Raw genomic sequence first — 23,428 nt, 5'->3', positions numbered from 1 at the left:
GGACGAAGCGGACCGCTTCGGAATTGGTAGTATGCCAATTCTATCCGCGTTCGCCCGTCCTGCCAGCTATTGCCCCGCCCTAGGCCGATGCGGCAGCCGCCACGGCTCCATGTCGGCTGCCCATCCTGTAGCGCCCCAGAGACAGCACCAGCGCGGCAGCCACCAGCAATATGCAGGGCAGTATCAGCAACGGCAGATCGTAGTTCCCGCGTGCGTCGAACCACGCGCCCAGGCCGATCGGGCCGATCACGGCGCCAAGCCCGTAGCCAGAGAACGCAATCCCGAACAGCGAGCCGAACGATGTCAGGCCAAAGTACGAGCGGACAAGATAGGAGATCAGATCGCCTTCCGCGCCGATCGTCAGCCCGATCAGCATCGTGGCAATCAGCAGTGTGTTGTAGTCGTTCGAGCCGCGCAGCAGGAATACGCCGATGGCACCGCCCACGAAGAACACACTGGCCACCAGCGGCGCGTGAATGCGATCGATCAACAGGCCAGTCAGCAGGCGCCCCGCCAGCAGGCCGATGCCGACCGTCGACCCACTGCGCGCCGCCATTGCCGCATCGAACCCCCGATCCGCGAACAACGATGGCAGATGCGGCCCGAGGGACAGCGTTGCCGCCGAACTCAAGATGAATACGCACCAGATTGCCCACAGCCGATAGCTGCGTAGCGCCGCCGCCAGTGGCACACCCTCCGGCGCGGGCGTTGCCACCCGCCCCACCTTGTGCCCGGCCCGGAGCCGCTCGCGCAGCAATCCGCACGCCAGCAGCGACAACACGATCGAGCCAGCCGCAAGGCCTACATAAGCCATACGCCAGCCAACTGTCGTCACCAGATACTGCGCGATGATCGGCAGGATGACCGTGCCCACGCCGAGCCCGCACATGGCGATGCCCAAGGCCAGGCCTAGTCGCCGGTCGAACCATTGTGGCAACACGGCCAGGTAGCCCAGCACCGAGGTAGCGGCGCCCGAGACGCCCACCACAATGGACAATGCTACCCAGATCAGCATGCTGCCGTTCTGGAGCGCCATCGCCGCCGTTGCCAGACCGAACACGATTGCCGAACATGCGATCACGCGACGGATGCCAAAGCGGTCCATCAGCGCGCCAACAATCGGACTGACGATCGCCAGCCCAAACATCGAAGCCGCGTAGGAAAGCGATGCCTGAGACCGCCCCCAGCCGAACTCCGCGGCAAGTGGCCTGACGAAGACACCGGCAGTGGCATTGAACAGCGGTGCATAGCCAGCCATCATGCCGAGCGCGGCGCCAAGAATCACGCCCACGTAGATCCAGACAGACACGCGAGGCGGCGCGTTGGGGACGGGTTGCATGGAGTAGTCTCCTTGTTGGCGGTGCCGCCTTATACGGACGGCTACCTCTTTGTCGGAATGTTGCGATCAGCGCAGGCCGGTCTGGCTGCCCAGGTAGGCGCCCGCGCCCGGCGCCGTAGCCGCGATGCCCAGCTTGCGCATCATCTGCCGCGCCGTACAGATGGCAGTGGATGTCACGGGAATGCCCAGTGCCTGTTGCGCGGGCTCGATGGCCGCCAGCGACGGCATTTGCACGCAGGCCGACAGCACCACGGTATCCACGCCCTTCACGTCCAGCCGCTTGACGTCTTCCAGCAACTGCAGCGGATCACGCTCGCCGACTTCCAGGTTGTCGAGGATCGAAAAATTGATCACATCCCTGACCTCGATGCCTTCGTGCTCGATGTATTCGACTACCGTCCTGGTCAGCGCATCGCTGTAAGGCGCCATCAGCGCGATGCGGCGCGCGCCAAAATCCTTCAGTTCATCGACCAGCGCACCGGCCGATGTCATGATCTGCGGGCGATACGGCGCATCGGCAATCGCCCCGCCCAGTTCCTCGATCACCTGCCGGTGATAGCCCATGCCCATGCACATGGTGGCCACCAGGCACGCCGTGCTCATGACATCGACGCGCGCATCGGCCAACTCCAGTGCGCAGCGACCCATGTCGCGGTTCATCCTCTCCAACTCCTCGGCCACCACGCGGTGCATGCGCACCCGGCTGGCGTGGAAGCTGAACCGCTCCGGCAGCGCCTGCATGCGGGCGGCGAAGATGGCGGGCACCTCGCGCTCCATCGTGATGTTGGAGCTCGGCACAATTTGTCCGATTCGAAACTTCATCATTGGCAATTCCAGGAACGTTCAGGGGGCGGGAGAATAAAAGCGGTTCAGATCCGCGCGCAGGGAATCGGGGATCGGCGTGCCTTCGCGCCGGTCCAGGCGCACGCAGATCGGCGAGAACATGGCATCGAACACCGCTGCGCCATCGGGGCGGCGCGCCACGCAGCGGATATCAAAGGATCTCGTGCGAATGGCTTCCACGGTGCAGGCGATGTCGATCTCGTCATCGGGCCAGAGCGTGCCGATGAACTCGAAACGGATTGCCTTGCATGGCGTGCCCACGCCGTGGACCTCGCCCAGCCTGCCGTCACCGCCGGCCATGTACGCGGTGTAGAGCCCTACCGCGCCCAGCAGGTAATCCGTGAACCGGCCCGTGTAGACCACACCAGCCGGATCGCAGTCGCCCCACCGCACCTTGCGCCTGACGACGAATGGGCTCTCGCTCAGCACGTACTCCGTGGCGTTGATCATGGCTGTCCCACGATGGTGCTGCCTGTCACACCGCCGGCGGCGAGTTCCGCCATCAGGACCGGAAACTGGGCGCGCAGCCGCTCAGCATCCACGCGGCCCGTGCGGGTCATGAAGCGGAACACGAACTCGTGCGGCGTCGGCAGATCCATCCATTCACGGATGCGCTCGTACCAGTTGTACGACGCCTCGGACGCGCTGATCAGCTTGGCCTTCTCCGGCTTGCGCACGGCCTCATACTGCTGCAAAGCGGCGGGGACGTCATCGGAATGGGCCATGATCGCATCGGCCAGCGCCATCGCATCTTCCATGGCGATGCGCGTACCCGACCCGATTGAAAAGTGCGCGCTCGTCAGCGCATCGCCGATCAGCACCTGCTTGCCGACATGCCAGTTCGCATTGAGGATGACAGGGAACTGGCGCCAGACCGAATTGTTCGACACCAAGCCGTAGCCGGCCAGTTCCGGCGCGAACACCTTCTCGAACAGTGCCTGCCGGGCTTGCGCGCTCATCGCCTCCATGCCGAAGTCCAGCCAGGTCTGGTGGTCGCACTCGGCCACGAACGTGCTCATCGAATCCGAGTATGGGTAGTAGTGCGCGACGAAGTAGCCGGCCTCGAACTTGCGGAACACCAGTGCGGGGCTCGGGAACGGCTTCTCGACGCCGTACCAGGCGAAGTGGTTCGTCAGGGTGCGACGCGTGGTGCCGAAGCCGGCTTCATTGGCCGCGCGCAGTTGCGAGTTGATGCCGTCGGCACCAACGACCAGGTCGGCATCGATGGCGTCGAAATCGGCAATACGCTTGTTGTACGTTACGCGCACGCCAAGCTCATGCGCACGCTGCTGCAGGACGGACAGCAGGCTGATCCGGGGAATGGCGCCACCGCCGGCGCCCGGTTTCTTCATGACGATCGGGTGCTCGCGGCACACGATCGAATGCTGATCATTGAACCGCATGATCCTGGCTAGCCGATCCACGACAATCGGCGACGCCGAGCGCAGGTTCGACAACCCCGTATCGGCCAGCACCACGCCAAAGCCGAACGTGGCGTCTTCGGGGTTCTGCTCGTACACGTCGATGTCAACATTCGACACTCTCTCCTTGAGCAGAATTGCGAGGAACAGGCCGGACGGGCCGCCGCCGATGATGGTCACTTTCATTGCGCGCCTCGCGGAGCAATCACCAGCGCATCCATGTCGAACTGGCGAATCTGGCCCGCCAGCCCGCCGGTCAGCGCGCCGTACCAGACCGCGGGCTTGAAGCCCAGCTCCTTGCGGCGGAACTGCAGCGTCGGATTGCCGTCGATGCGCACATAGCCGTTGCCCAGCGCCGTGGCCAGGTATCCATCGGTCTTGCGCGCCACGTCGATCAGCGGCGCAAACTCGGGCACGTCGAGTACATAGATCGATGCCTTGTCCTTGTCCGCCACCGCCTCGATGCGCTCCGCCTTGCGCTGCCACACCGGATCGATCGATGCGAACGCCGCGCCTTTGTCGCGTGCGCATTCCAGTTCGATGGCCGAATCCATGGTCAGCGCGGCATCGTGCATGTCGGCATCGCTGAACGCACGCACCTGCCAGGTGATCTCGATCGGATAGCCGTTCGGGTCGTTGAAGTAGATGGACTCGATGACCTCGTGGCGGATCTGGTAGCGCAGCGCAATGCCCACGGCTTCCACACGCTGGCGCCATTGCAGCAGTTCGGCCTCATCGCGGACCCGCCATGCCGTGTGCGTGGCACGATCCTGATAGTGCTCGCGAACCGTCAGCCAGTCCGGGCGTTCGGTGCCGATGTAATAGAAGAAGGCGATGGTGCTGCCGTTGCCGCTATCGAAGAAGAAATGCAGGAAATCGGCATGATTGTCCGGGCCCCAGCCCTTGGCCGAGATGGCGTGGACCAGCGGCAGGCCAAGCAGGTCGCGGTAGAAATGCACCGTCTCGGCCAGTTTCCAGGTAGGCCTGGCGGTGTGATGGACGCCGTGCAGCGCGACAGCGGGCACGTTGGCTTGGGCGGCTTGCGTGGATTGGGTCATGTCACTTTCCTTCGTCACTTGGCTTGCTGAACAATGCTTGTTGCGGCCTCGGCCTGCAGGACTTGCACGATGTGGTCGCGCAGCAGCACCTTGCTGAGCTTGCCCGAGGCGGTGAGTGGAAACTCCGGGATGATTTCCAGGCGCTCCGGCCACTTGAACTTGGCCAGCCCGGCGTCCTGCAGGTATCCGGTCAGCGCCGGCAGCGTCAAGCCAGCCGCGGCGGCGGCGGGCTTGAGCTGCACAAAGGCACAGACGCGCTCGCCGTAGACCTTGTCGGGCATGCCTACCACGGCGCAAGCCAGGATCGCGGGATGCTGGTTGATGACGTTCTCGAGCTCTTCAGCGTTGATCTTCTCGCCGCCACGATCCACCACATCCTTGATGCGGCCACGGAAGAAGTAATAGCGCTTGCCGTCGACCACGCTTGACGACATCAGGTCGCCCGAGCGGTAGAAGCCGTCGGCGGTAAAGCGCGCGACGTCTTCCTGTTCGGACTTGTAGTAGCCACCGATCGTATAGGGGCCGCGAAACAGCGCTTCGCCTGGCTCGCCGTCGGCGACGACGTCTTCGGTGCCCGGGTGCACGATCCGCACCTCGTCGGCGGCGGACACCGGGTGGCCGATCGACTGGTCGCGGATCTCCTGCGGATCATCCGGCCGCGTGAACATGATCACGCCTTCGGTCATGCCGAAGATATGGTGCGTAGGCGAGCCCGTCAGACGCGTCAGATTGGCGGCGTTCTTGGGCGCGATGAAGTTGCGCCGCGCCTTGTCGGCGGCCGTGCCGCGCAGCAGTGCCGGCGCGATGCGGTTCAGGATCGGCCCGGCCACGCCAAACCAGGTCGGTTCGTAGTCGCGGACCAGCGCCTGCAGTGTGTCATCCGAGATATCGGGCGCCACCGTCACCTTCGCGCCGCTCAGCAGGAACGGGCCGAAGAAGCAACCCATATTGAGGTTGTGCATGTACGGCGTTGGGAAGAACAGCACGTCTTCGCGGGTGTAGCCGTTGCACGTTGCCACCGCGCGCATGTTGTACAGGTACTCGTTCTGGAAGCGCGGGATGATCTTGGGCACGCCGGTGGTGCCGCCTGACAACTGGAACACGGCGGCCTGGAACGGCTCGTGCTTCACATCGGCCAGTACTTCCCGGGCGCGCGCCAGCGGCATGTCGCGGATCAGGTCGGCCAGCAACACAGCGCGGCCACGGCGTACCCCCCGGGCCTGCAGGATGATCTTGAGGCTCGGCACCTCGGCCTGCATTTCCTCGGCAAAGGCCACATCATCGAACTTGGGATCATCGCCCTGCACAAAGTGCAGCCGCGCTTCGCACAGCTTGCCCAGATAGCCGATTTCGAGCTTGCGGAACGCCTGCAGCGAGCACAACGGAATAATGCCGGCCTTCAGGCAGCCGAAGAAGGCCAGCARCAATTCGTTGCTGTTGCCGCACTGGAAGATGGCGCGGTCAAGCGGCCTGAGTCCGAGTGCCAGCAACGCGGCACCGAGCCGATCGGTCTGCTCGTCGAGCGCCTGATATGTGAATTCCCCCTCGGGGCCGACCAGGGCCAGGCGATCCTTATTGTCGCGAAATGACTGGCGGAAGGCGCCAACCAGCGTTTCGCCGGTCAGATAGCCTTCCGCCACGTACTGGCGCAGGCGGCTTTCGTCGGGGTAGCGCACGCCGTCGAGCAGCACTGACGGGCGCAAATGGGTGGGTTGCAGCATATCTGTCTACCTCTGTATTTGTCTTTGTTCCTGCAATCTGGCTCAAACCATCGTTTCGCGGAGCCACTCGACGATGAGTCGGCCTGCAATACGCTGCCCCGCTTCCTCCTCACGGCTGAGGGCCATGCCGTGGTGGTTGCCGCGCACGCGGACGTGGCGCTTGTGCGGCGCCGGGATCTGGTCGTAGATCGCGCGGATGTCGGCGGGAAAGGTGCACTGGTCGCCCGTGTATTCGAGCAACAGTGTCGGCTGATGCAGCGCACCGAGCGTCCTGTCCAGTGCGGCATTCGACGACAGGCCGGACCATGTGGAAAGCCACGATTCCGGCGTCACGGTGCGGCCGAAGCCCACGCTGCCCCAGTTCGATATAAACGGGTCCTTGCCCCATAGCGATCCGGTCTTGCGGTCCGACGGGTCCAGCGCGATGTCCCACGACCGCAGGTCGGCATCGGTACGCCAGACCTGGAAGATCGGGGCATGGGCGGCCAGGCGGCGATCGGCCTCCGTGGCGCTGCCTGCCTTGATCTTCTTTCGTGCTTCGTGCTTGGCGCGCAGCATCGCCTTTGCGCGCTCGTCGATGCGTGCCACGCGGGCGGTTTGCGCAGCCTGGTAGCGTTCGATGAACGCGGGCGCATAACTGCCCTTCCCCGTTTCCACATCGAAGCCATTGGCTTTCGCGAACGGATCGAGCGTGGGGTCTGTCTGCATCGGATCGCTCTCGTCGATGACGGACGGATCGATGCTGCTCATCAGCAGCTTGCCCTGGCCCGGATGGGGCGACACCAGGATGAAGGCATCGACCTCCGGCATGTGCAGTTCGCCCAGATTCGTCGGTCGTCCGCCCGGCGTGCGGGCGATGCGCGTCTCACGCGGGGTCAGCGCCTGCTGGTTGTAGAACGTGTAGAGCCCGGCGCCGCCAGAGTTGCCGAGCATCACGAGTTTCTCGTAGCCCAGTTCGCGCAGGTGCGTCATGCCGGCGGCCACATCGAACAGCGCGACCTCGTGTTCCAGGCGCAAGTCGTTGCCTATCGAACGCGGCCCCTGCACCCAGCAGGCGCAGCCCGCATCGAGAACGAACGGCACGAGGTAATGCGTGATGGCCATCTCGCGCGGATGCATCAGCGAGACGACGGTCTTCTCCTTGCCGGTCACGCTGAACAGGAAGCCAAGCGTGCGTTGGCCGTCGGCCGTGCCTAGCGCGTAGGGCACCATCTGATATGAGCGGTTCATCAGGCGGGCGTCCCACGATGCGCCTCGCATCCCTGCCGTCACCTGCGGCTTGTCTTGTTCAGTCACGCTGTCTCCTTGGTAAATGCTACCGTCTCAATAATCTAGTATCTATTTGATATGCTGTCAAATAATTTTGGAATGGCTGCCCGGACTCATGAAAAAAGAGCGTGCCACGGATGCGGCACGCCTCAAGGCGCGACCTGGCCGGCGCGCCAGTTGACGCAAGGCTCAGAAGTTGTGCCGCAAACCGATCACGGCGCCAAACTGGTTGGCACCCGCGATCACCGAGCCGTCATACCCGTTTGCGCCCAGTGCGGAACCGCCCTTGTTCAGCGTATATGACGTCGACAGATAGGCATCGGTGCGCTTCGAGAAACGATAGTCCGCCGACAGAACGATCGACATCGGGTCCTTCGCCGATGTGCGGTCGTTGGTCTTGTAGACCGCGCCGGTCAAGGCGAATGCCTGGCCGAAGTTGTAGGTCACCCCCGTCCAGAACAGATCGGTACGCGTCATTGACGACAGGATCTGGCTGACCAGACGCCGATAGCCAAAGTACGCTGACACCGGACCGAAGTCGCCTGCGGCCGAGGCTACATAGCGACGCTCAGTTCGCCCCGCGGTGGCAGCGGATGTACCGTTGAGCTGGTCGTAGACGCCGGCCAGGCGGAATCTGCCCATGTCGTACGAGAACCCCGCGCTCATCTCGCGGCCAACCCTGCTGTTGCCCGGCACTTCCGAACCGTTCGCAATCGTGGAGTCCACGCCGAAGCTGTACAGCGCCGACGCCGTCAGCGCGCCGAACTTGCCGGTGTACTTCACCGCGTTATCGGTACGGCCTGCCAGCCACGTATCGTGCGAGTACGACGAATACTTGGGCGCGAAGAACATCGGATCGAAGCCGATGACCAGGTCGAATGTCAGGTTGTGATGCCGCCCCATCGTGACCTGCCCGTACGGTGTATCGAGCCCGACATACGCCCGGCGCCCGAACAGCCGCCCGCCCTGTGCCGCCGCCCCGGAATCGAGCACCATCCCGCCTTCCAGCAGGAAGATCCCCTTCAGACCGCCACCAAGGTCCTCGACACCACGCATCCCCCAGCGGCTACCGGCAATGTTGCCCGACGTCATGCGCACGAGGCTCGAACTCTGTTTTGCAGCATTCGGCACGTGGTTCAGATATTCGATGCCCGCATCCGCCACGCCGTACAGCGTGACAGACGATTGGGCGTGCGCGGTCGCACCGGTCGCTAGCAGCGCACCGGCGATGGCCAGGCTCCGTTTCATTTCTCCTCCGTAATTGATCTTGGATCGTGGCCGAGCGTTGGCCCACGATGTGCCGCCCAACGCTATCCGTCACTCAGCGGTTCCGAATCCACCGACGACTGAAATTGATATGCACACAATTAAAGTTACGGGATTTTTGATACCCAGTCAAATAATGGTATTCCCTAGACGCACGGTGGCATGAACTCTCGCCCTATGTCCGCAGGCCACCGTACTTCGACAACCTGTCGCGAGACGCAGCGCCCCTTCAGGATATCAAGGGCATGCGGCCCCTGGTCATCCTTGGTGATTCGGTGACTACCGACCATATCTCGCCGTCTGGCGCGATCAGCATCGGCACACCGGCTGCCGACTTCCTCCTTGCAAAGGGCATCGAGAAGCGCGACTTCAATAACTACACGACACGCCGTGGGAACCACGACCTCGCGGTGCGTGCGACGTTTGCCAATATCCGCTTGCGCAACCACATCGTGCCGGGCGTGGAAGGCGGCGTCACGAGGCTGATGCCGGACGGCACGCAGATGCGCGTCTACGAGGCGGCCACCGAATACCTGAAGCGAGATGTCCCGCTCGCGATCATTGCCGGCAAGAACTATGGTTGCGGCTCATCGCGTGACTGGGCGGCCAAGGGCGTTGCATTGCTCGGCGTGAAGGCGGTGATCGCCGAAAGCTTCGAGCGGATTCACCGCACCAACCTGGTCGGCATGGGCGTGCTCCCCTTGCAGTTCGAGGCAGGCACCACGGCGGAATCGCTCGCGCTCGACGGGAGCGAGACGATCGATATCCTCGCGCTGGCGGACCGCCTCGATATCTCCGGCCGCATAGAGGCGATCATCCATCGCAGCAATGGGACGACGATCAACGTGCCATTGACGATCCGGCTCGATACCGGCGAGGAAGTTGAATACTGGCGTCACGGCGGCATCCTTCCTCTCGTCTGGCGCGAGTATGTCTCCGGAAAATCCGAGGACCATGTATCCCACTCGGCAAAGCGTGTCCAGCCTGAAGTGGGTGGGCCGCAACACGAGCTGCCCGATGCCATGCCGGGTAGCGAAGTTCCCAGCGCGACCCAGGGTGCGACGTTAGGCTGATGGACAGGGAGGTTTGCCTCCCTGCTCTTTCCAGCTCATGCATTGCAAGTGTCGATTGACCGCTAGCCGGCGTAGGAACGCGTGCCGATCCCGGCATGCGCCCGCGCCACTGCAAGCACGACCTCCCGCCTGCGGCACGATGACGGTGGTCCTCTCCGCTGTGCCAGCGTCTTTTGCCGGCCTGGCAGCGATTCGCACGTCGTTGCGCTCAGTACGCATCTCCCTGGTCGGCGTGCAGAACCGATCCACGAATGTCCCTGCTCAAGCGACGGACAGCCTGGGGCGGCTGCCCGATGGTGCGCACGAATGCGCGCCTCATGCGCTCCCGGTCGGATAGACCCACTTCGTGCGCGATCACGTCCAGCGAAAGACGCCCCTTTTCCAGCAAAAGCCTCGCGGCTTCCACGCGCAGATGCTCGACGGCCTTGGCGGGCGATTGACCGGTCTCCGCGCTGAATGCCCGGCTGAACTGGCGCGGGCTTAGCCCGGCGACATCGGCAAGTTCGTCGACCGTCAATGCGTTACGCAAATTGGCGTTCGCGTAGTCGATGGCCTTCTGGATCCTGTCGGACTTCGGGTCGAGGTCAAGCAATGTCGAAAACTGCGACTGGCCGCCCGCGCGCCGGTGATAGATGACAAGCTTGCGCGCTACCGTGCGCGAGACGTCCTGGCCATGGTCCTTTTCAATCATGGCGAGCGCCATGTCGATCGTCGCCGTCATGCCCGCGGACGTCCAGATCGGTCCGTCCACGATGAAAATCTGGTCCTCCTCGACAGCGATCTTCGGAAAGCGGCACTGCAGATCGTGTGCGAACCGCCAATGGGTGGTCGCGCGCCGGCCATCCAGGACGCCCGCTTGCGCCAGGATGAAGGCGCCTGTGCACGGCGCCGCGATCCGCCTCGACGTCTTCAGCGAGCGCCTGACGAATGCAGTCAATGCCGCGGAAACGATGTCAATCTCGACGCCAGAGCCGAACATGACTGTGTCGAATGCGGCATCGCCGAAGGGCTGCGACTCGACGCGGATGCCTGCCGACGACGACACCAGTCCTCCCCCCTCCGACAGAACTGTCACGTCGTACGCCCGCTCTTCGAGTACGACGTTTGCCAGCTCGAACGCGGTGACTGCCGCCAAGCCCATCAGATAGAAGTTCGGGAATACGACAAAGCCGATCGTGTGCATGGGGCACCCTGTTTCACGTCCTGAATTGGACGTATATATGACATTTGAGACGCGGTCAACGACGATTATGATCGACTGGCAGTCAAAAAGCCGGCCGGGCCGGAGGCCGGGACTGCGTACCAACTCCGCGGCGACACGCCGCCTCGCAGGCCGTCCCCCAACCGCGTTTCGCAAAGAACCTTCGTATGGATCGTCGACTACTGATACTGGCGCTTGGCATGTTCGCAATGGGTACCGACAACTTTGTCGTCGCCGGTATCCTTCCAGGTGTGGCGGCCTCGCTGCATACATCCGTCAGCCTGGCTGGCCTCATGGTTACGTTCTACGCGCTGACCTATGCGGTGGCTGCGCCAGTGATGGCAGCCGTGGCGGGCGACTTGCCGCGCAAGCTTCTGCTCGTTTCGGCGCTTGGGATTTTTGTCGTCGGCAACGCGATCAGTGCGCTCGCCACCGACTTGCACTGGGTCCTGGTGAGCCGGGCCCTGGCAGGATTTGGCGCCGCGCTGTTTTCTCCAACTGCATTGGGCGTTGCCTCGGCAATTGCCACACCTGAAAAACGCGGCCGCGCGCTGGCCACGGTAACGGCGGGCCTCACGGGAGCCACGGCGCTCGGTTCGCCAATAGGGACTTTTATCGGCGGATTCGGCAGCTGGAGGACAACCCTCTGGTTCGTCACGGCGCTCGGGATTGTGGCGATGATCGGCGTCTGGACGATGCTGCCCTCCGTTCCCCTGCCCGCGTCCGTCAGGTTGCGAGAGCGGCTTGCGCCCGTGCGCGACATGCGCATCGCGCTTACCTTGCTGACTTCCTTATTCGCGTTCGGCGGGTTCCTGATGGTCTACACGTATGCGGGCGTGGTGCTGGAGGCCGTGACGCACGGCGATGAACGCATTCTCGCGGGGATGTTCCTGTTGTGGGGCGTCGCCGCGACGGTCGGGAACCTGATGTCCGGCCGTCTCGTGGACCGATTCCAGAGCCGCAACATCATCAATGCGATGCTATGGATCGCCATCATCAATTTCTGTGTGCTGCCGTGGACCTCTGCGCATGCGCTTGGCGCTATCGTTGCGCTGATCGTCTGGGGGGTATGCGGGTGGGGGCTTATCGTTCCGCAACAGCACCGTCTCGTGCAACTGTCGCCGCATGTGGCGCCGCTGCTGCTTGCCCTGAACAATACGGCCACTTATATCGGACTTGCCTGCTCGGGCGTGCTTGGCGGTGTAGTGCTCCGATCGATAGGCGCGCGGTACCTGAGTCTCGTCGCGGCCGCGTTGATTGCGGTGGCATTCGTTCTTGCCACGGCCGCGCATCGTTGCATGGCGCGGCCGCGTGCGCAGCATCGTGCTTCAGCTGGTAGCGAGATCGAACCTGCCTGATTCGTCGACGCCGCCTCGCTCTCAAGCACCGCCACAACCAACGCTTATGGCGCGCGGCCGGATGGCGGCTGGCCGTACCCGATCCTTCACGCCATTCGCATACCGCCGGCGGCGGGACTACGGCGTCTGGGCAGACGCCGCGGGAACATCCTCCGTGGAGCGGGCCTCCGCGATCCGGATGAAGAAGGCCATCAGGAAGGCAACCACCAGCAGGCTGGCGAGGAACAGCAGGCCCGTGGCGGCGCTGTGACTTTGGCCCTTGATATAGCCGATGGCGAACGGGCCTGCGAATCCCCCGAGGTTGCCGATCGAGTTGATCACCGCGATCGACACGGCTGCCGTGGAGCGTGTCAGGAACAACGTAGGCAGCGCCCAGAAGGGCGACTTGAACGCGTAGAGGCCGGCCAGGCTCACGCCGATCAGCGCGATGGCCATGTAAGGATCCGTCAGCACCCCTGCCCCGACCAGCGATGCCGCGGCAACCGCCAGCGGCAACGCCGAGTGCAGCCGCCGTTCGTTCCTGCGATCGGAACTGCGCGACCAGAAAATCATGACGATGGTGGCGAACAGGTAGGGCACCATCGCGATGACGCCGATCTGTGTATGCGTCAGGTTCGCCGAGAAGCTCTTGATGATCTGCGGCATCCAGTAGCCGACGCCCAGGCTGCCGCACTGGTAGACAAAGTAGATGAAGGCCAGGTACAGCACCCTGGGGTTGCGCATCACCTTCATCGTGCTCAGGTGAACCGCCTGCGGACGCGCCTGCCTGTCGCGTTCGAGTTCATCGTTGAGCCATTGCTTCTCGGCGTCGGTCAGCCATCTGGCGTCGGCCGGCCGATCGGTCAGGTACAGGTAGCAGAGCACGCCACCGAGGACTGCCGGCGCGCCCTCCAGCAACAGCATCCAGCGCCATCCGCTCCACTGCATCCAGTGCACGTTGTCCATGATCCACGTGCTTAGCGGCGCGCCGATGATGTAGGACACCGGAATCGCCGCCGTGAACAAGGCGACCGTCGTTGCCAGCTCCTTCGCGCGGAACCAGTGCGTCAGGTAGACGATGATGCCGGGAAAGAAGCCCGCTTCGGCAACGCCGAGCAGGAAACGCAGGACGTAGAGTTGTTGCGCGGTCTGCACGAACGCAGTGGCTACCGCCACCGCGCCCCACGTCACCAGGATTCGTGCAATCCATCGCCGCGCTCCGAACTTGTTGAGCATCACATTGCTGGGTACCTCGAAGAGAAAGTATCCGATGAAGAAGATGCCCGACACAAAGCCAAACGCTTCGCTGCTCAGTGCCAGCTCCCTGTTCATCTGCAGCGCGGCATATCCGATGTTCGCGCGGTCCAGATACGAAATGATGTAGAGAACGAAGACGAACGGGATGATCCGCCAGGTAATCTTCCTGACAATGGCCGCGTCGTCCAGGGTGATGGAATTCGGCATGGTGAGTGCGCCGGCGTTCGAACTGCCCGGCGTTGGTGACGTTGCTGGAATGCTGTGCGGCCGGGACATGCCGGTTACGCGGAGAAGATCATGCAGACGGGGCTGCCGGATTGCACACTGAACCCTGTTGGCTTGAGCCGGCCACTGGTCTTGTCGATGTGCATGGCGACGATCGAGTCGCTGTCTTCGTTCAGCACGTACATGTAGCGGCCGCCCGGTGCCGATGCGAAGAAACGCGGCGTGCGGCCTTGCGACGCTACTGCATCGACAAAGCGGAGATGACCCGTGGCCTGGTCGATGTGGAAGATGGCGATGCTGTCGTAGCCGCGGTTGGACGCATAGACGAAGCGGCCCGTCGCATCGACTTCGATCTCCGACGCACGGCTGTTGCCCGTGAACGTATCGGGCAAGGTGGACGCGATTTGCAGCGGCTTCAATGCGCCGGTGTTTCCGTCATAGGCGTATGTGGTGACAGTCGAGTCAAGCTCGTTGACGATATAGCCGAAGCGGCCATTGGGGTGGAATGCGATGTGGCGCGGTCCCGCTGTTTCGCGGGATTCGACAAAACCCGGCGCGGCCGGCGAGAGCTTGCCGTCGGCAAAGCGAAAGGTGAAGGTACGGTCCAGCCCCTTGTCGGGCACCACGACAAACTGGCCGCTCGGGTCGAACGGATTGAAGTGCGGCTTGGCCTGCTTCTGCTCAACGCGATGCGGGCCGACCGGGCCGTCGAGCTTCACCAGTTGCGTCATTTCACCGAGCGAGCCGTCGGCTTGCAGCGGCAGGACGGCGAGGCTTGCGCCGATATGGTTCGACACCACCACGTGCTTGCCTGTCGGATCGATCGCGAGGTGAACCGGATTCTTGCCGTGGGTGCTCTGGCGATTGATGAATTCGAGCTTGCCGGTGGCCTTTTCCACCGCGAAGGCGCTGATGTCGCTGAGGTCGCCATGAACCGCGTAAAGACGCTCGCCATTACCGCTCAGGGCCAGGAACGACGGATTGACGAGATCCTTGACGAGCTGCGTCAGTTGCAGCGCCCCCGTCAGCGAATCGATGCGGAAGACGCTGATGCCCTCCCCTCGCGCGTCGCGCTCACGGGTGGTTCTCGATCCTACGTATGCGTACATGTTGTTTCCTTTGGATGTGGTCTGGCTCCCCGGCGCGGCGGCATCCGCGGCGGCATCCGCGGCGCTGGCATACAGGCCAAGGGCTGAAACAGCCGACATGCCGACCGCCCCGCCAAGCAGGCGGCGGCGCTGGGCATTCAGCGCAGGAACAGCTCGGAGCGGGAGGGATTTCAAGGGCTTGTCTCCTGTAGTCCGCGGGTCATTGGGGTTTCCGCTTGATTGCATTTTTACGTAAACATGTGCAATATTCAGTCATGGAAAACACCTACCTCCCCGTCGAAGGCCAGTTTTGCGCTGGTGGCRTCACTTATCGCCACATGGATTTGCCGGCGATGCTGGGCGACTCGCTGGCACKGCTACCCGTGGTCTTGCGCCTGTTGCTGGAGAACGTGGCGCGCAACATGGATGGCGAAGAGCGCGCAGATGCCATTTCCGCCATCGTCGCGTGGCTGGACACAGGCACCAGCGAGGCGGAAATCGCCTTCCAGCCGGGCCGGGTCTTGATGCACGACACCACGAGCACCCCAGCCCTGGTCGACATCGCCGCGATGCGGGACGCCCTTGCCGAAGCCGGTGCGGATCCGAACGCGCTCAATCCGGTGCTGCCGGTGGACTCGTCCGTCGATCATTCGCTGGCCGTCGAGGCGTTCGCCCGACCGGACGCGGCAGGTGTGAACCTGCAGATCGAGAGTCAGCGCAATGCCGAGCGCTACAGCTTCCTGCGCTGGGCATCGAAGGCCCTTCGCGGTGTGCGCATTCACCCGCCGGGCACGGGCATCATGCATACGATCAACCTTGAGCAACTCGCCACGGTGGTCGCCACGCAGCAGCGCGAAGGAAACCTCTGGGCGGTGCCCGACACCCTGATCGGTACGGACAGCCATACCCCGATGATCAACGGCATCGGCGTACTGGGCTGGGGGGTGGGCGGACTCGAAGCCCAGACGGTGATGTTCGGCATGCCTGTCATGCAACGAATTCCCGATGTCATTGGCGTGCGACTCACCAATGCCCTGGCACCCGGCGTCCTGTCCACCGACCTTGCGCTGACGGTCACGCAGCGCCTGCGCGCGATCGGCGTGTCGGGCGAATTCGTCGAGTTCTTCGGTCCCGGTGTCGCCACGCTGACGGCCGGAGACCGGTCCGTGGTGGCCAACATGGCGCCAGAGTACGGGGCCACCACCGGCTTCTTCCCGATCGACGACCAGACGCTGGCCTACCTGCGCGCCACGGGGCGCCCCGCGCAAAGCGTGACGCTGGCCGGCGAGTACGCGCGACGCACCGGACTGTGGTTCGACCCGCACGCCACGCCGCGCTACACGCGCGTGATCGAAGTGGACCTGGCCAGCATCGGCATGCATATTGCCGGCCCCCGGCGGCCGCAGGACCTGCTCTCCTATACCGATACCGCCGCGGCATTGGCGCGGTTTCCGTTCGAAGGCAAGCGGCAGGCCGACATGCCCCGCTACCCGGTGGCCATCGCTGCCATCACGAGTTGCACCAACACCTCAGATCCGGCCTTGCTGATGGCCGCCGGCCTGGTGGCGCGCAAGGCGCGCAAGCTGGGTCTGTCGGTGGCGCCCTGGATCAAGACCTCGCTGGCCCCCGGATCGCCCGCCGCGGCTGCCTACCTGGAACGCAGCGGCCTGACCGACGATCTGTCGGCCGTGGGTTTCGACATCGTCGGCTTCGGCTGCACCACCTGCATTGGAAATTCGGGCCCGCTGACGCCCGGGATCCGCGACGTGCTCGCAAATGGATCGGCGTGGCCGGTGGCCATGCTGTCGGGCAACCGCAATTTCCCGGGCCGCATTCATCCCGACCTGAACCTGGGCTTCATCATGTCGCCACCGCTCGTGGTGGCGTTCGCGCTGGCTGGCGACGCCGAGCGCGACCTGAGCCGGGACCCGGTACAAATCGCAGCCGATGGCACCTCCGTATTCCTCAAGGACCTGTGGCCCACGCGGGAGGAGGTGGCGGCCCTGCTGGCAAACGGTACCGACCCTGCCGACTACGGGCGCGCGTTCGCCATGGCGTCGCGTAATCCGGCATGGGCAGCCTTGCCATCGGCCGATGCGCCGCGCTACCCGTGGGACGCACGATCGACGGCATTGCGGCGCCCTCCGTTTGCCGCGCTCGACCAGGGCTCCCAGCTCGGTGACTACGACGCATGGCCGCTGCTGGTGCTCGGTGACGACATCACCACGGACCATATCTCCCCGGCCAGCGCGATCCCGAAAGACAGCTTCGTGGCCGACTTTCTGGTCAGCCGTGGCGATGACCGGAACGACCTGAACGTCTTCGCATCGCGCCGGGGCAACTGGGAAGTCATGATGCGCGCGGCGTTCTACAACAAGACGCTGGTCAACCTGCTGCGACCGGATGCGCCGACCGCGCATACCGTGCACGTGCCCAGCGGCGACGTCCTGCCGATCTTCGAGGTGGCGCAGCGTTACCGTCAGGATGGCGAGTCGGTGGTGCTGATTGCCGGGGAACGTTACGGCACCGGCTCATCGCGCGACTGGGCCGCCAAGGGCCAGCGCCTTTTGGGAATCCGGGCAGTGATTGCGGTAAGCTTCGAGAGAATCCACCGCTCCAACCTGATCGGCATGGGCATCCTGCCGTTGCGCATGCCTTCGGGCGTCGATCCGCAAGCACTGGCAATCCAGCCTGGGGACAAGGTCCATATCGGCGCGCCTGCGCAAGACCTCTCGCCACGCTGCAAGGTGCCGGTCAGCATTGTGCGCCGGGACGGGATGGTGGATGAATTCGAAGCCACCGCTGCCGTGGAAACCCGGCTTGAAGTCGATCTGCTGCGGCGCGGTGGCGTCATCCCATCGATCTTGCACAAGACGCTGGAACAACAGGGGGGTGCCATTGCCACGGCATGATTGCCCCTCCCCCGGCGGCTCGGACATCATGAATCACGACAGATCCATCGCGACGCAGATCGTCGAACTGATCCAGGCGGAGCGGCTGCCTGCCGGCGCTCACCTTCCGGCACAAATGCTGGCCGACAAGCTGCGCGTCTCGCGCTCTCCCGTCAACGAAGCGCTTGCGCTGCTGCACGAGAAAGGCATTCTCACGCGCGAGAAGAACCGGGGATTCTTTCTCGCACAGCCGGTAAGCACGCCGGCTACGGAGCTTGCTTCGCAACTGGGCCTGGCGGAGCCCGACGTCGTCGGTGCCGCCTATTTCCAGATTGCGGAAGACCTGCTGAAAGGCTCACTGCCCACGGAAGTCTCGGAGCAAGCCATCAGGACGCGCTACGGGCTGACCAGCACGCAGCTCAACACGGTATTCAAACGCATCGCACAGGAGGGCTGGGGAGAACGCAAGCCGGGCTACGGCTGGGAGTTCTCCACGATGCTGACCACGCCTGACTCGCTGCTCCAGTCGTACCGGATGCGGCTGGCGCTCGAACCGGCCGCCTTGCTCGAACCTGGCTATCGACTCGATGCGCGCACCATCGAAAGGCTGCGCACGGCAGAACTCCACCTGCTCAACGGCGGCATCGAGACGGACACGGCTGACCAGCTGCATGAGCGTGGCGTCCGCTTTCACGAATCGCTTGTCGAGGCCTCGGGCAACCCGTTCTTCATTGACGCGATCCGGCGCGTCAATCGCGTGCGCCGGCTCCTGTCCTACCGCTCGATGCGTGATCGAGAACGGTATGAGGAGCATGCAAGGCAGCATTTGCACCTGCTGGAGTTGCTGGAGCGGGAACGCAACGTGGAGGCGTCCCAGGCCATGCGCGAACACCTTGACCACACCCTTGCCGCGCTGGCCCGGATCAGCGAAATTCTCGAACCTTAGTTTCACGACTGGAACAACATGACTGCAGACAAGCAACTGCTCGACGCCTTCGCGCCCACCGGGGTATTGCGTGCTTCGATCAATCTCGGCAATCCGATCCTCGCGCACCGTGCTGGCGACGGGAGTGCCGGCGGGGTATCGGTGGACCTGGCGCATGCGCTCGCAGAGCGCCTTGGCGTGCCGCTGGAGCTTGTCGTCGTCGACGCCGCGGGGAAGTCTGTCGATATCGTGTCGAATCAACAGGCCGACGTGGGCTTCTTTGCCATCGATCCGAAGCGCGGCGCCGCCATTGCGTTCACTGCTCCCTATGTCCTGATCGAGGGCTATTACCTCGTGCGCGATGATTCCGAGGTGCGGACCAATGCCGATGTCGACCGCGCCGGCACGCAAGTGGTGGTGGGCAAAGGCAGTGCGTACGACCTGTACCTGACACGTGAACTGCAGCACGCGCAGATTGTGCGCTCGCCAACATCGCCCACCGTGGTCAAGACCTTCCTTGAACAAAACCTCGACGTGGCCGCCGGCGTCAAGCAACAGCTCGAGGCAGACATTGCCGGGCTGTCCGGGTTGCGTCTCCTGGGCGAGCGATTCATGGTGATCCGCCAGGCCATGGGTGTTCCGAAGGCGCGCGGTGAACGAGCCGCCACCTTCCTGGCGGATTTTATCGAAGAGATGAAAGCTTCGGGAATKGTGGCTTCCGCGTTGCGGCACCACGGAATCCAGGGGGCCACGGTCGCACCGGCATCGCCTTCCTGAGGCAAGCGCCGCGAGCGTCCGCTTCGCCGTGCGGATTCAACCGGTTGAATCCACACGCCAGAGCGGACATCCCTCAAGCCCTGCCCTGCGGGAACCGGCGTCCCGCAGGCCCGAAGGCGATCCGCCAAGGCGGACCAGCATGCTACTGGAGCGCGAAGCGCTGTTCCCGCACCGCTTGCGAGTCGAGCCCGATCTGGACATTGAAATCACCCGGCTCGACGACATACTCGAGTGCCGCGTTGAAGAACTTCAGCTTCTCTTCATCGATGGTGAATTGCACCACGCGCTCCTCACCCGCCTTTAGCGCAAGCTTGCGGAAGTCCTTCAACTCCTTCACCGGCCTGACCACGGAGGCCGCGACATCCTGGACATAAAGCTGGACAACTGCCTCGCCGTCGCGCTGCCCGGTGTTCTTCACGGTCACGCTGGCCTCGATCCGGCCATTGCGTGGCATGGTCCGGCTCGACAGCGWGACGTCGGACATGCTGAATTCCGTATAACTCAGGCCGTAGCCGAACGGGTACAGCGGGCCGGACGGCTCCTCGAAATATTGGGAGGTGTAGTTCCTTGGCTTGCCTTGCACGAACGGGCGCCCGATGCGCGGATGGTTGTAGTAGGTCGGAATCTGCCCGAGCGAGCGCGGGAAGGAAATGGGCAGCTTGCCCGCCGGATTGTAGTCGCCGAACAGCACGTCGGCGATGGCGTGGCCGCCCTCGGTGCCGGCGTACCAGGTTTCGAGCAGCGCGTCGGCATTCGCCTTTTCCCAGTTGAGATCCAGCGGGCGGCCGTTCATCAGCACCACCACCAGCGGCTTGCCGGTCGTCCTGAGCGCCTTGAGCAGGATTTCCTGGCTTCCCGGCAACGACAGGCTCGTGCGGCTCGACGCCTCGTGCGACATGCCGCGCGACTCGCCCACCGCCACCACGATCACATCGGCGCTTCGCGCTGCCGCCACGGCCTCGGCAATCATGTCGCCCGGCGAACGCTTGTCCTGCACGATCTCCGGCTTGTCCCAGTTCATGAAGTTCAGGTACCCGACCACCTCGGCGTCGTCGGTCACGTTCGCGCCGCGGGCATAGACCACGCGGCCCTTGTCGCCAACGGCATCGCGCATGCCTTGCAGCAGCGTGACCGATTGCTGGGACTTGCCTGCCGCCGACCAGCTCCCCATGATGTCGATGGGCGCGTCCGCCAGCGGCCCGACGACCGCAACCGTGGCGGTCTTCTTCAGGGGCAGCGTGCCACCGCGGTTCTCGAGCAGCACCAGCGACTTGCGCCCGGCGGCGCGTGCCGCCGCCCGGTGCAGGCGGCTCTCCGCGTCGACGTCCGGCGGGTCCTGTTGCGCGACACCGATGCGCCGGTAAGGGTCCTGGAACAGGCCCATGTCGTACTTGGCGCCTAGCACCTCGCGCACCGCATCGTCGACGTCGCGCATGGCGACTTCGCCCGATTTCACCAGCCCGGGCAGGTACCCCAGGTAGGCCGAGTCGTGCATGCTCATATCGACGCCGGCCTGGATGGCGAGCCTGGCGGCCTCGCGCCCGTCCTTTGCCACGCCATGCAGCGGCAGTTCGTCGATTGCCCCGTGGTCGCTCACCGTGATGCCCTTGAACCCCCAGTTCTTGCGCAACAGGTCCCGCAGCAGCCACCTGTTGGAGGTGGCCGGCACGCCGTTGATCGAGTTCAGCGCAATCATGACTCCGCCGGCGCCGGCGTCGATGCCGGCCCGGTACGGCGGCAGATAGTCCTGGAACATGCGCAGCGGGCTCATGTCGACCGTGTTGTAGTCGCGCCCGCCTTCCACGGCCCCGTATAGCGCGAAGTGCTTGATGACGGCCATCACGCTGTCGGCGTTGGCCGGCGAGGTTCCCTGCAACCCCTTGACGCTGGCCCGGGCGCACAGCGAGACGAGATAGGGATCTTCGCCGAATCCTTCTGAGGTGCGCCCCCAGCGCGGATCCCGCGAAATATCGAGCATCGGCGCAAAGGTCATGTCGAGGCTGTCCGCGCTGGCTTCGATGGCCGAGATACGGGCGGCCTGCTCGACTACCTCCATATCCCAGCTCGACGCGAGGCCCAGGCTGATCGGGAATATGGTGCGGTGCCCGTGCACCACGTCGTACGCAAAGAAGATGGGAATCTTCAGGCGGCTGTGCTTGACCGCCGCGTCCTGCATCGGCCGGTTGTCCTGGCGCCGTACCGAATTGAAGGTGCCGCCAACCCGTCCCGCCGCGATCTCCTTGAGCAACTGGGGCTGCGGCATGTCGTCGCCGATGCTGATGAGGCGCATCTGGCCAATCTTTTCCTCGAGCGTCATCCGGCTCATGAGATCGGCGATCAATGCGTCCTTGTCGCCGCGGGAATCCGATGCGGGACCGGCAAGCGCCGACGAACAGGCCAGGCTGGCCAGCAGGACCAGCGAAGAAAGCATTCTCATCAATAGTTATCCAAGTGTCCACGGGACCATGCGGCGCGACAGGCAGCCACTCCGCGATTGGGGCCTTCCCCCGGTTCCGGAGGTGTGCAAAGCGAAATACGTTATCTTTCTGCACTGTGCCCGCAGTTTACCGCCCCCACGCCAGCGGCTTTCGCCGCACGTGCCGCGGCAGCATGACTTAAGTTGCATTTTCTGGAGATTTTCGTGGTTCTTGCCGCCATCGCCGTGTCGTTACGTACCAGGAAACAAGCCGCCTTGGGCGCGCTCATGGCCGCCTGGGCGCTGCTGTATGGCGCCCAGGCTTGCGCGTTCTCCCTGGATGACGTGACGCTGCGCGCCAGGACGCTGGCCAACACGCCATATGCCGCGCCGGTCAGCAACCTGCCGCCCGTGTTCAGCCAGATGCAGTTTGCCGACTACATCAAGATCCAGCCCCGAGCCGACGCGATGGAGTGGAAGGACCAGGGCACGCCGTTCCGCCTGGGCTTCTACCACCAGGGCATGCAGTTCAGCAGCCCGGTTCGCATCAACGAGTCCGGGTGCTGTATCCGATCAACCGCCCCGGCAAGCTCGACGAGATCATGAGCGTGCTGGGCGCGAGCTATTTCCGGGTGCTCGGCAAGAACCAGGTGTACGGCCTGTCCAGCCGTGGCCTGGCCATCGACACCGGGATGCCGGTGGCGGAAGAGTTTCCGGCCTTCCGCGAGTTCTGGATCGCACGGCCCGACCCGCAGGACAAGCACCTGGTGTTCTACGCCCTGCTTGACTCGCAACGCGCCACCGGTGCCTACCGCTTTGACCTCATCCCGGGCGAGGACACGATCCTCAAGGTGCAGGCGCGTATCTTCCTGCGCGGAGCCGTTGCCAAGCTCGGCGTGGCGCCATTGACCAGCATGTTCCTGTTCGGGCCGAACCAGCAACGCGATCCGCACAACTTCCGGCCGGCCCTGCACGACTCCAACGGTCTCGCCATCCACGCGGGCAATGGCGAATGGCTGTGGCGGCCGCTGAACAACCCGCGCAACCTCGCCATCAGCACCTTCCAGGTGACCAATCCAAGGGGCTTCGGGCTGCTCCAGCGCGGGCGCGAGTTTTCCGCGTATGAGGACCTGAAGGACCGCTATGACCTGCGCCCGAGCGCCTGGATCGAACCGCAGGGCAATTGGGGCAAGGGCAAGGTCGAACTCGTGGAAATCCCCTCGCCGGACGAAACCAACGACAACATGGTCGCCTTCTGGACGCCGGACCAGTTGCCGCCCAGGGGCCAGCCGTTGCAGGCCGACTACACGATGCACTGGAC

Annotated in this window: 17 protein-coding genes and 1 pseudogene; 6 read left to right on the top strand and 12 right to left on the bottom strand. The window is 64.0% G+C overall.

All coding sequences use genetic code 11. The annotated features are described in order from the left end of the window. Positions 1-79: 79 nt before the first annotated feature. The 8 genes from AC1DO7_RS09845 to AC1DO7_RS09810 all read right to left on the bottom strand — a co-directional run bounded on the left by AC1DO7_RS09845 (position 80) and on the right by AC1DO7_RS09810 (position 8,899). Positions 80-1,339, bottom strand: a complete 1,260-nt coding sequence (locus tag AC1DO7_RS09845) for an MFS transporter (RefSeq protein ID WP_441621051.1) — start codon at positions 1,337-1,339, stop codon at positions 80-82. Positions 1,340-1,405: 66 nt separating this feature from the next. Continuing rightward, on the bottom strand, positions 1,406-2,164 hold the full coding sequence (locus tag AC1DO7_RS09840) for a maleate cis-trans isomerase family protein (protein WP_441621049.1): 759 nt from the start codon (positions 2,162-2,164) through the stop codon (positions 1,406-1,408). An 18-nt stretch (positions 2,165-2,182) separates the two neighbouring features. Then, positions 2,183-2,632: an acyl-CoA thioesterase gene (locus AC1DO7_RS09835; protein ID WP_441621047.1), complete on the bottom strand. Its 450-nt coding sequence runs from the start codon at positions 2,630-2,632 to the stop codon at positions 2,183-2,185. Beyond that, positions 2,629-3,789 (bottom strand): FAD-dependent monooxygenase, encoded by a 1,161-nt coding sequence (locus tag AC1DO7_RS09830; RefSeq protein WP_441621045.1) that lies wholly within the window; start codon positions 3,787-3,789, stop codon positions 2,629-2,631. Before AC1DO7_RS09830 ends, AC1DO7_RS09835 begins: the two co-directional genes overlap by 4 nt. Further along, positions 3,786-4,661, bottom strand: coding sequence for a VOC family protein (locus AC1DO7_RS09825; RefSeq protein ID WP_441621043.1), 876 nt, complete (start codon positions 4,659-4,661; stop codon positions 3,786-3,788). Before AC1DO7_RS09825 ends, AC1DO7_RS09830 begins: the two co-directional genes overlap by 4 nt. 14 nt (positions 4,662-4,675) lie before the next feature. Then, positions 4,676-6,382 carry an AMP-binding protein gene (locus AC1DO7_RS09820; protein ID WP_441621041.1) on the bottom strand — a complete coding sequence of 569 codons (1,707 nt, stop codon included), beginning with the start codon at positions 6,380-6,382 and terminating at the stop codon, positions 4,676-4,678. Positions 6,383-6,424: 42 nt separating this feature from the next. Continuing rightward, positions 6,425-7,612 (bottom strand): alpha/beta hydrolase, encoded by a 1,188-nt coding sequence (locus tag AC1DO7_RS09815; RefSeq protein WP_441621091.1) that lies wholly within the window; start codon positions 7,610-7,612, stop codon positions 6,425-6,427. Positions 7,613-7,840: 228 nt separating this feature from the next. Further along, positions 7,841-8,899 (bottom strand): porin, encoded by a 1,059-nt coding sequence (locus tag AC1DO7_RS09810; RefSeq protein WP_441621039.1) that lies wholly within the window; start codon positions 8,897-8,899, stop codon positions 7,841-7,843. A gap of 263 nt (positions 8,900-9,162) precedes the next feature. Between AC1DO7_RS09810 and AC1DO7_RS09805 the strand changes: the two genes are divergently transcribed. Next, complete coding sequence (locus tag AC1DO7_RS09805) at positions 9,163-9,990, top strand: hypothetical protein (RefSeq protein WP_441643482.1); 828 nt, start codon at positions 9,163-9,165, stop codon at positions 9,988-9,990. 208 nt (positions 9,991-10,198) lie between these two features. Here the strand turns inward: AC1DO7_RS09805 and AC1DO7_RS09800 are convergent, their stop codons facing one another. After that, positions 10,199-11,173, bottom strand: coding sequence for a GlxA family transcriptional regulator (locus AC1DO7_RS09800; RefSeq protein WP_441621035.1), 975 nt, complete (start codon positions 11,171-11,173; stop codon positions 10,199-10,201). Between the two features lie 185 nt (positions 11,174-11,358). Here AC1DO7_RS09800 and AC1DO7_RS09795 point away from each other — a divergent pair, with 185 nt between their 5' ends. Then, on the top strand, positions 11,359-12,549 hold the full coding sequence (locus AC1DO7_RS09795; RefSeq protein ID WP_441621033.1) for an MFS transporter: 1,191 nt from the start codon (positions 11,359-11,361) through the stop codon (positions 12,547-12,549). A gap of 117 nt (positions 12,550-12,666) precedes the next feature. Here AC1DO7_RS09795 and AC1DO7_RS09790 read toward each other — a convergent pair whose 3' ends face one another. Continuing rightward, the gene (locus AC1DO7_RS09790) at positions 12,667-13,992 is read right to left on the bottom strand and encodes an MFS transporter (protein ID WP_441621031.1); all 1,326 of its coding nucleotides are present in this window, start codon (positions 13,990-13,992) and stop codon (positions 12,667-12,669) included. Positions 13,993-14,066: 74 nt separating this feature from the next. Then, positions 14,067-15,218, bottom strand: a complete 1,152-nt coding sequence (locus AC1DO7_RS09785; protein ID WP_441621089.1) for a lactonase family protein — start codon at positions 15,216-15,218, stop codon at positions 14,067-14,069. Between the two features lie 155 nt (positions 15,219-15,373). Here AC1DO7_RS09785 and acnA point away from each other — a divergent pair, with 155 nt between their 5' ends. Genes acnA through AC1DO7_RS09770 form a run of 3 tightly spaced genes read left to right on the top strand, consistent with a single transcriptional unit; the run spans position 15,374 to position 19,691 of the window. Continuing rightward, on the top strand, positions 15,374-18,010 hold the full coding sequence (gene acnA, locus AC1DO7_RS09780; RefSeq protein WP_477116050.1) for an aconitate hydratase AcnA: 2,637 nt from the start codon (positions 15,374-15,376) through the stop codon (positions 18,008-18,010). Positions 18,011-18,038: 28 nt separating this feature from the next. Further along, positions 18,039-18,935, top strand: a complete 897-nt coding sequence (locus AC1DO7_RS09775; protein WP_441621028.1) for a GntR family transcriptional regulator — start codon at positions 18,039-18,041, stop codon at positions 18,933-18,935. A gap of 18 nt (positions 18,936-18,953) precedes the next feature. Then, positions 18,954-19,691, top strand: a complete 738-nt coding sequence (locus AC1DO7_RS09770; protein WP_477116049.1) for an ABC transporter substrate-binding protein — start codon at positions 18,954-18,956, stop codon at positions 19,689-19,691. 142 nt (positions 19,692-19,833) lie between these two features. Here AC1DO7_RS09770 and bglX read toward each other — a convergent pair whose 3' ends face one another. After that, complete coding sequence (gene bglX, locus AC1DO7_RS09765) at positions 19,834-22,122, bottom strand: beta-glucosidase BglX (RefSeq protein WP_477116053.1); 2,289 nt, start codon at positions 22,120-22,122, stop codon at positions 19,834-19,836. A 273-nt stretch (positions 22,123-22,395) separates the two neighbouring features. On the opposite strand from bglX, the pseudogene AC1DO7_RS09760 reads away from it, so the two are divergent. Further along, positions 22,396-23,428: pseudogene (locus AC1DO7_RS09760) on the top strand (glucan biosynthesis protein G); the annotation flags it as partial.

This window comes from Cupriavidus sp. 05N40 (genome assembly GCF_056397305.1).
The sequence above is the reverse complement of the archived record's forward strand: the minus strand, read 5'-3'. Positions and strand labels throughout refer to the sequence as shown.

Coding starts and splice junctions, on each gene's coding strand:
- AC1DO7_RS09825 (WP_441621043.1), bottom strand. CDS start 4,661: ATGACCCAATCCACGCAAGCCGCCCAAGCCAACGTGCCCGCTGTCGCG.
- AC1DO7_RS09785 (WP_441621089.1), bottom strand. CDS start 15,218: ATGTCGGCTGTTTCAGCCCTTGGCCTGTATGCCAGCGCCGCGGATGCC.
- AC1DO7_RS09815 (WP_441621091.1), bottom strand. CDS start 7,612: ATGAACCGCTCATATCAGATGGTGCCCTACGCGCTAGGCACGGCCGAC.
- AC1DO7_RS09835 (WP_441621047.1), bottom strand. CDS start 2,632: ATGATCAACGCCACGGAGTACGTGCTGAGCGAGAGCCCATTCGTCGTC.
- AC1DO7_RS09845 (WP_441621051.1), bottom strand. CDS start 1,339: ATGCAACCCGTCCCCAACGCGCCGCCTCGCGTGTCTGTCTGGATCTAC.
- AC1DO7_RS09800 (WP_441621035.1), bottom strand. CDS start 11,173: ATGCACACGATCGGCTTTGTCGTATTCCCGAACTTCTATCTGATGGGC.
- AC1DO7_RS09775 (WP_441621028.1), top strand. CDS start 18,039: ATGAATCACGACAGATCCATCGCGACGCAGATCGTCGAACTGATCCAG.
- AC1DO7_RS09830 (WP_441621045.1), bottom strand. CDS start 3,789: ATGAAAGTGACCATCATCGGCGGCGGCCCGTCCGGCCTGTTCCTCGCA.
- AC1DO7_RS09805 (WP_441643482.1), top strand. CDS start 9,163: ATGCGGCCCCTGGTCATCCTTGGTGATTCGGTGACTACCGACCATATC.
- AC1DO7_RS09795 (WP_441621033.1), top strand. CDS start 11,359: ATGGATCGTCGACTACTGATACTGGCGCTTGGCATGTTCGCAATGGGT.
- AC1DO7_RS09790 (WP_441621031.1), bottom strand. CDS start 13,992: ATGCCGAATTCCATCACCCTGGACGACGCGGCCATTGTCAGGAAGATT.
- AC1DO7_RS09840 (WP_441621049.1), bottom strand. CDS start 2,164: ATGATGAAGTTTCGAATCGGACAAATTGTGCCGAGCTCCAACATCACG.
- AC1DO7_RS09810 (WP_441621039.1), bottom strand. CDS start 8,899: ATGAAACGGAGCCTGGCCATCGCCGGTGCGCTGCTAGCGACCGGTGCG.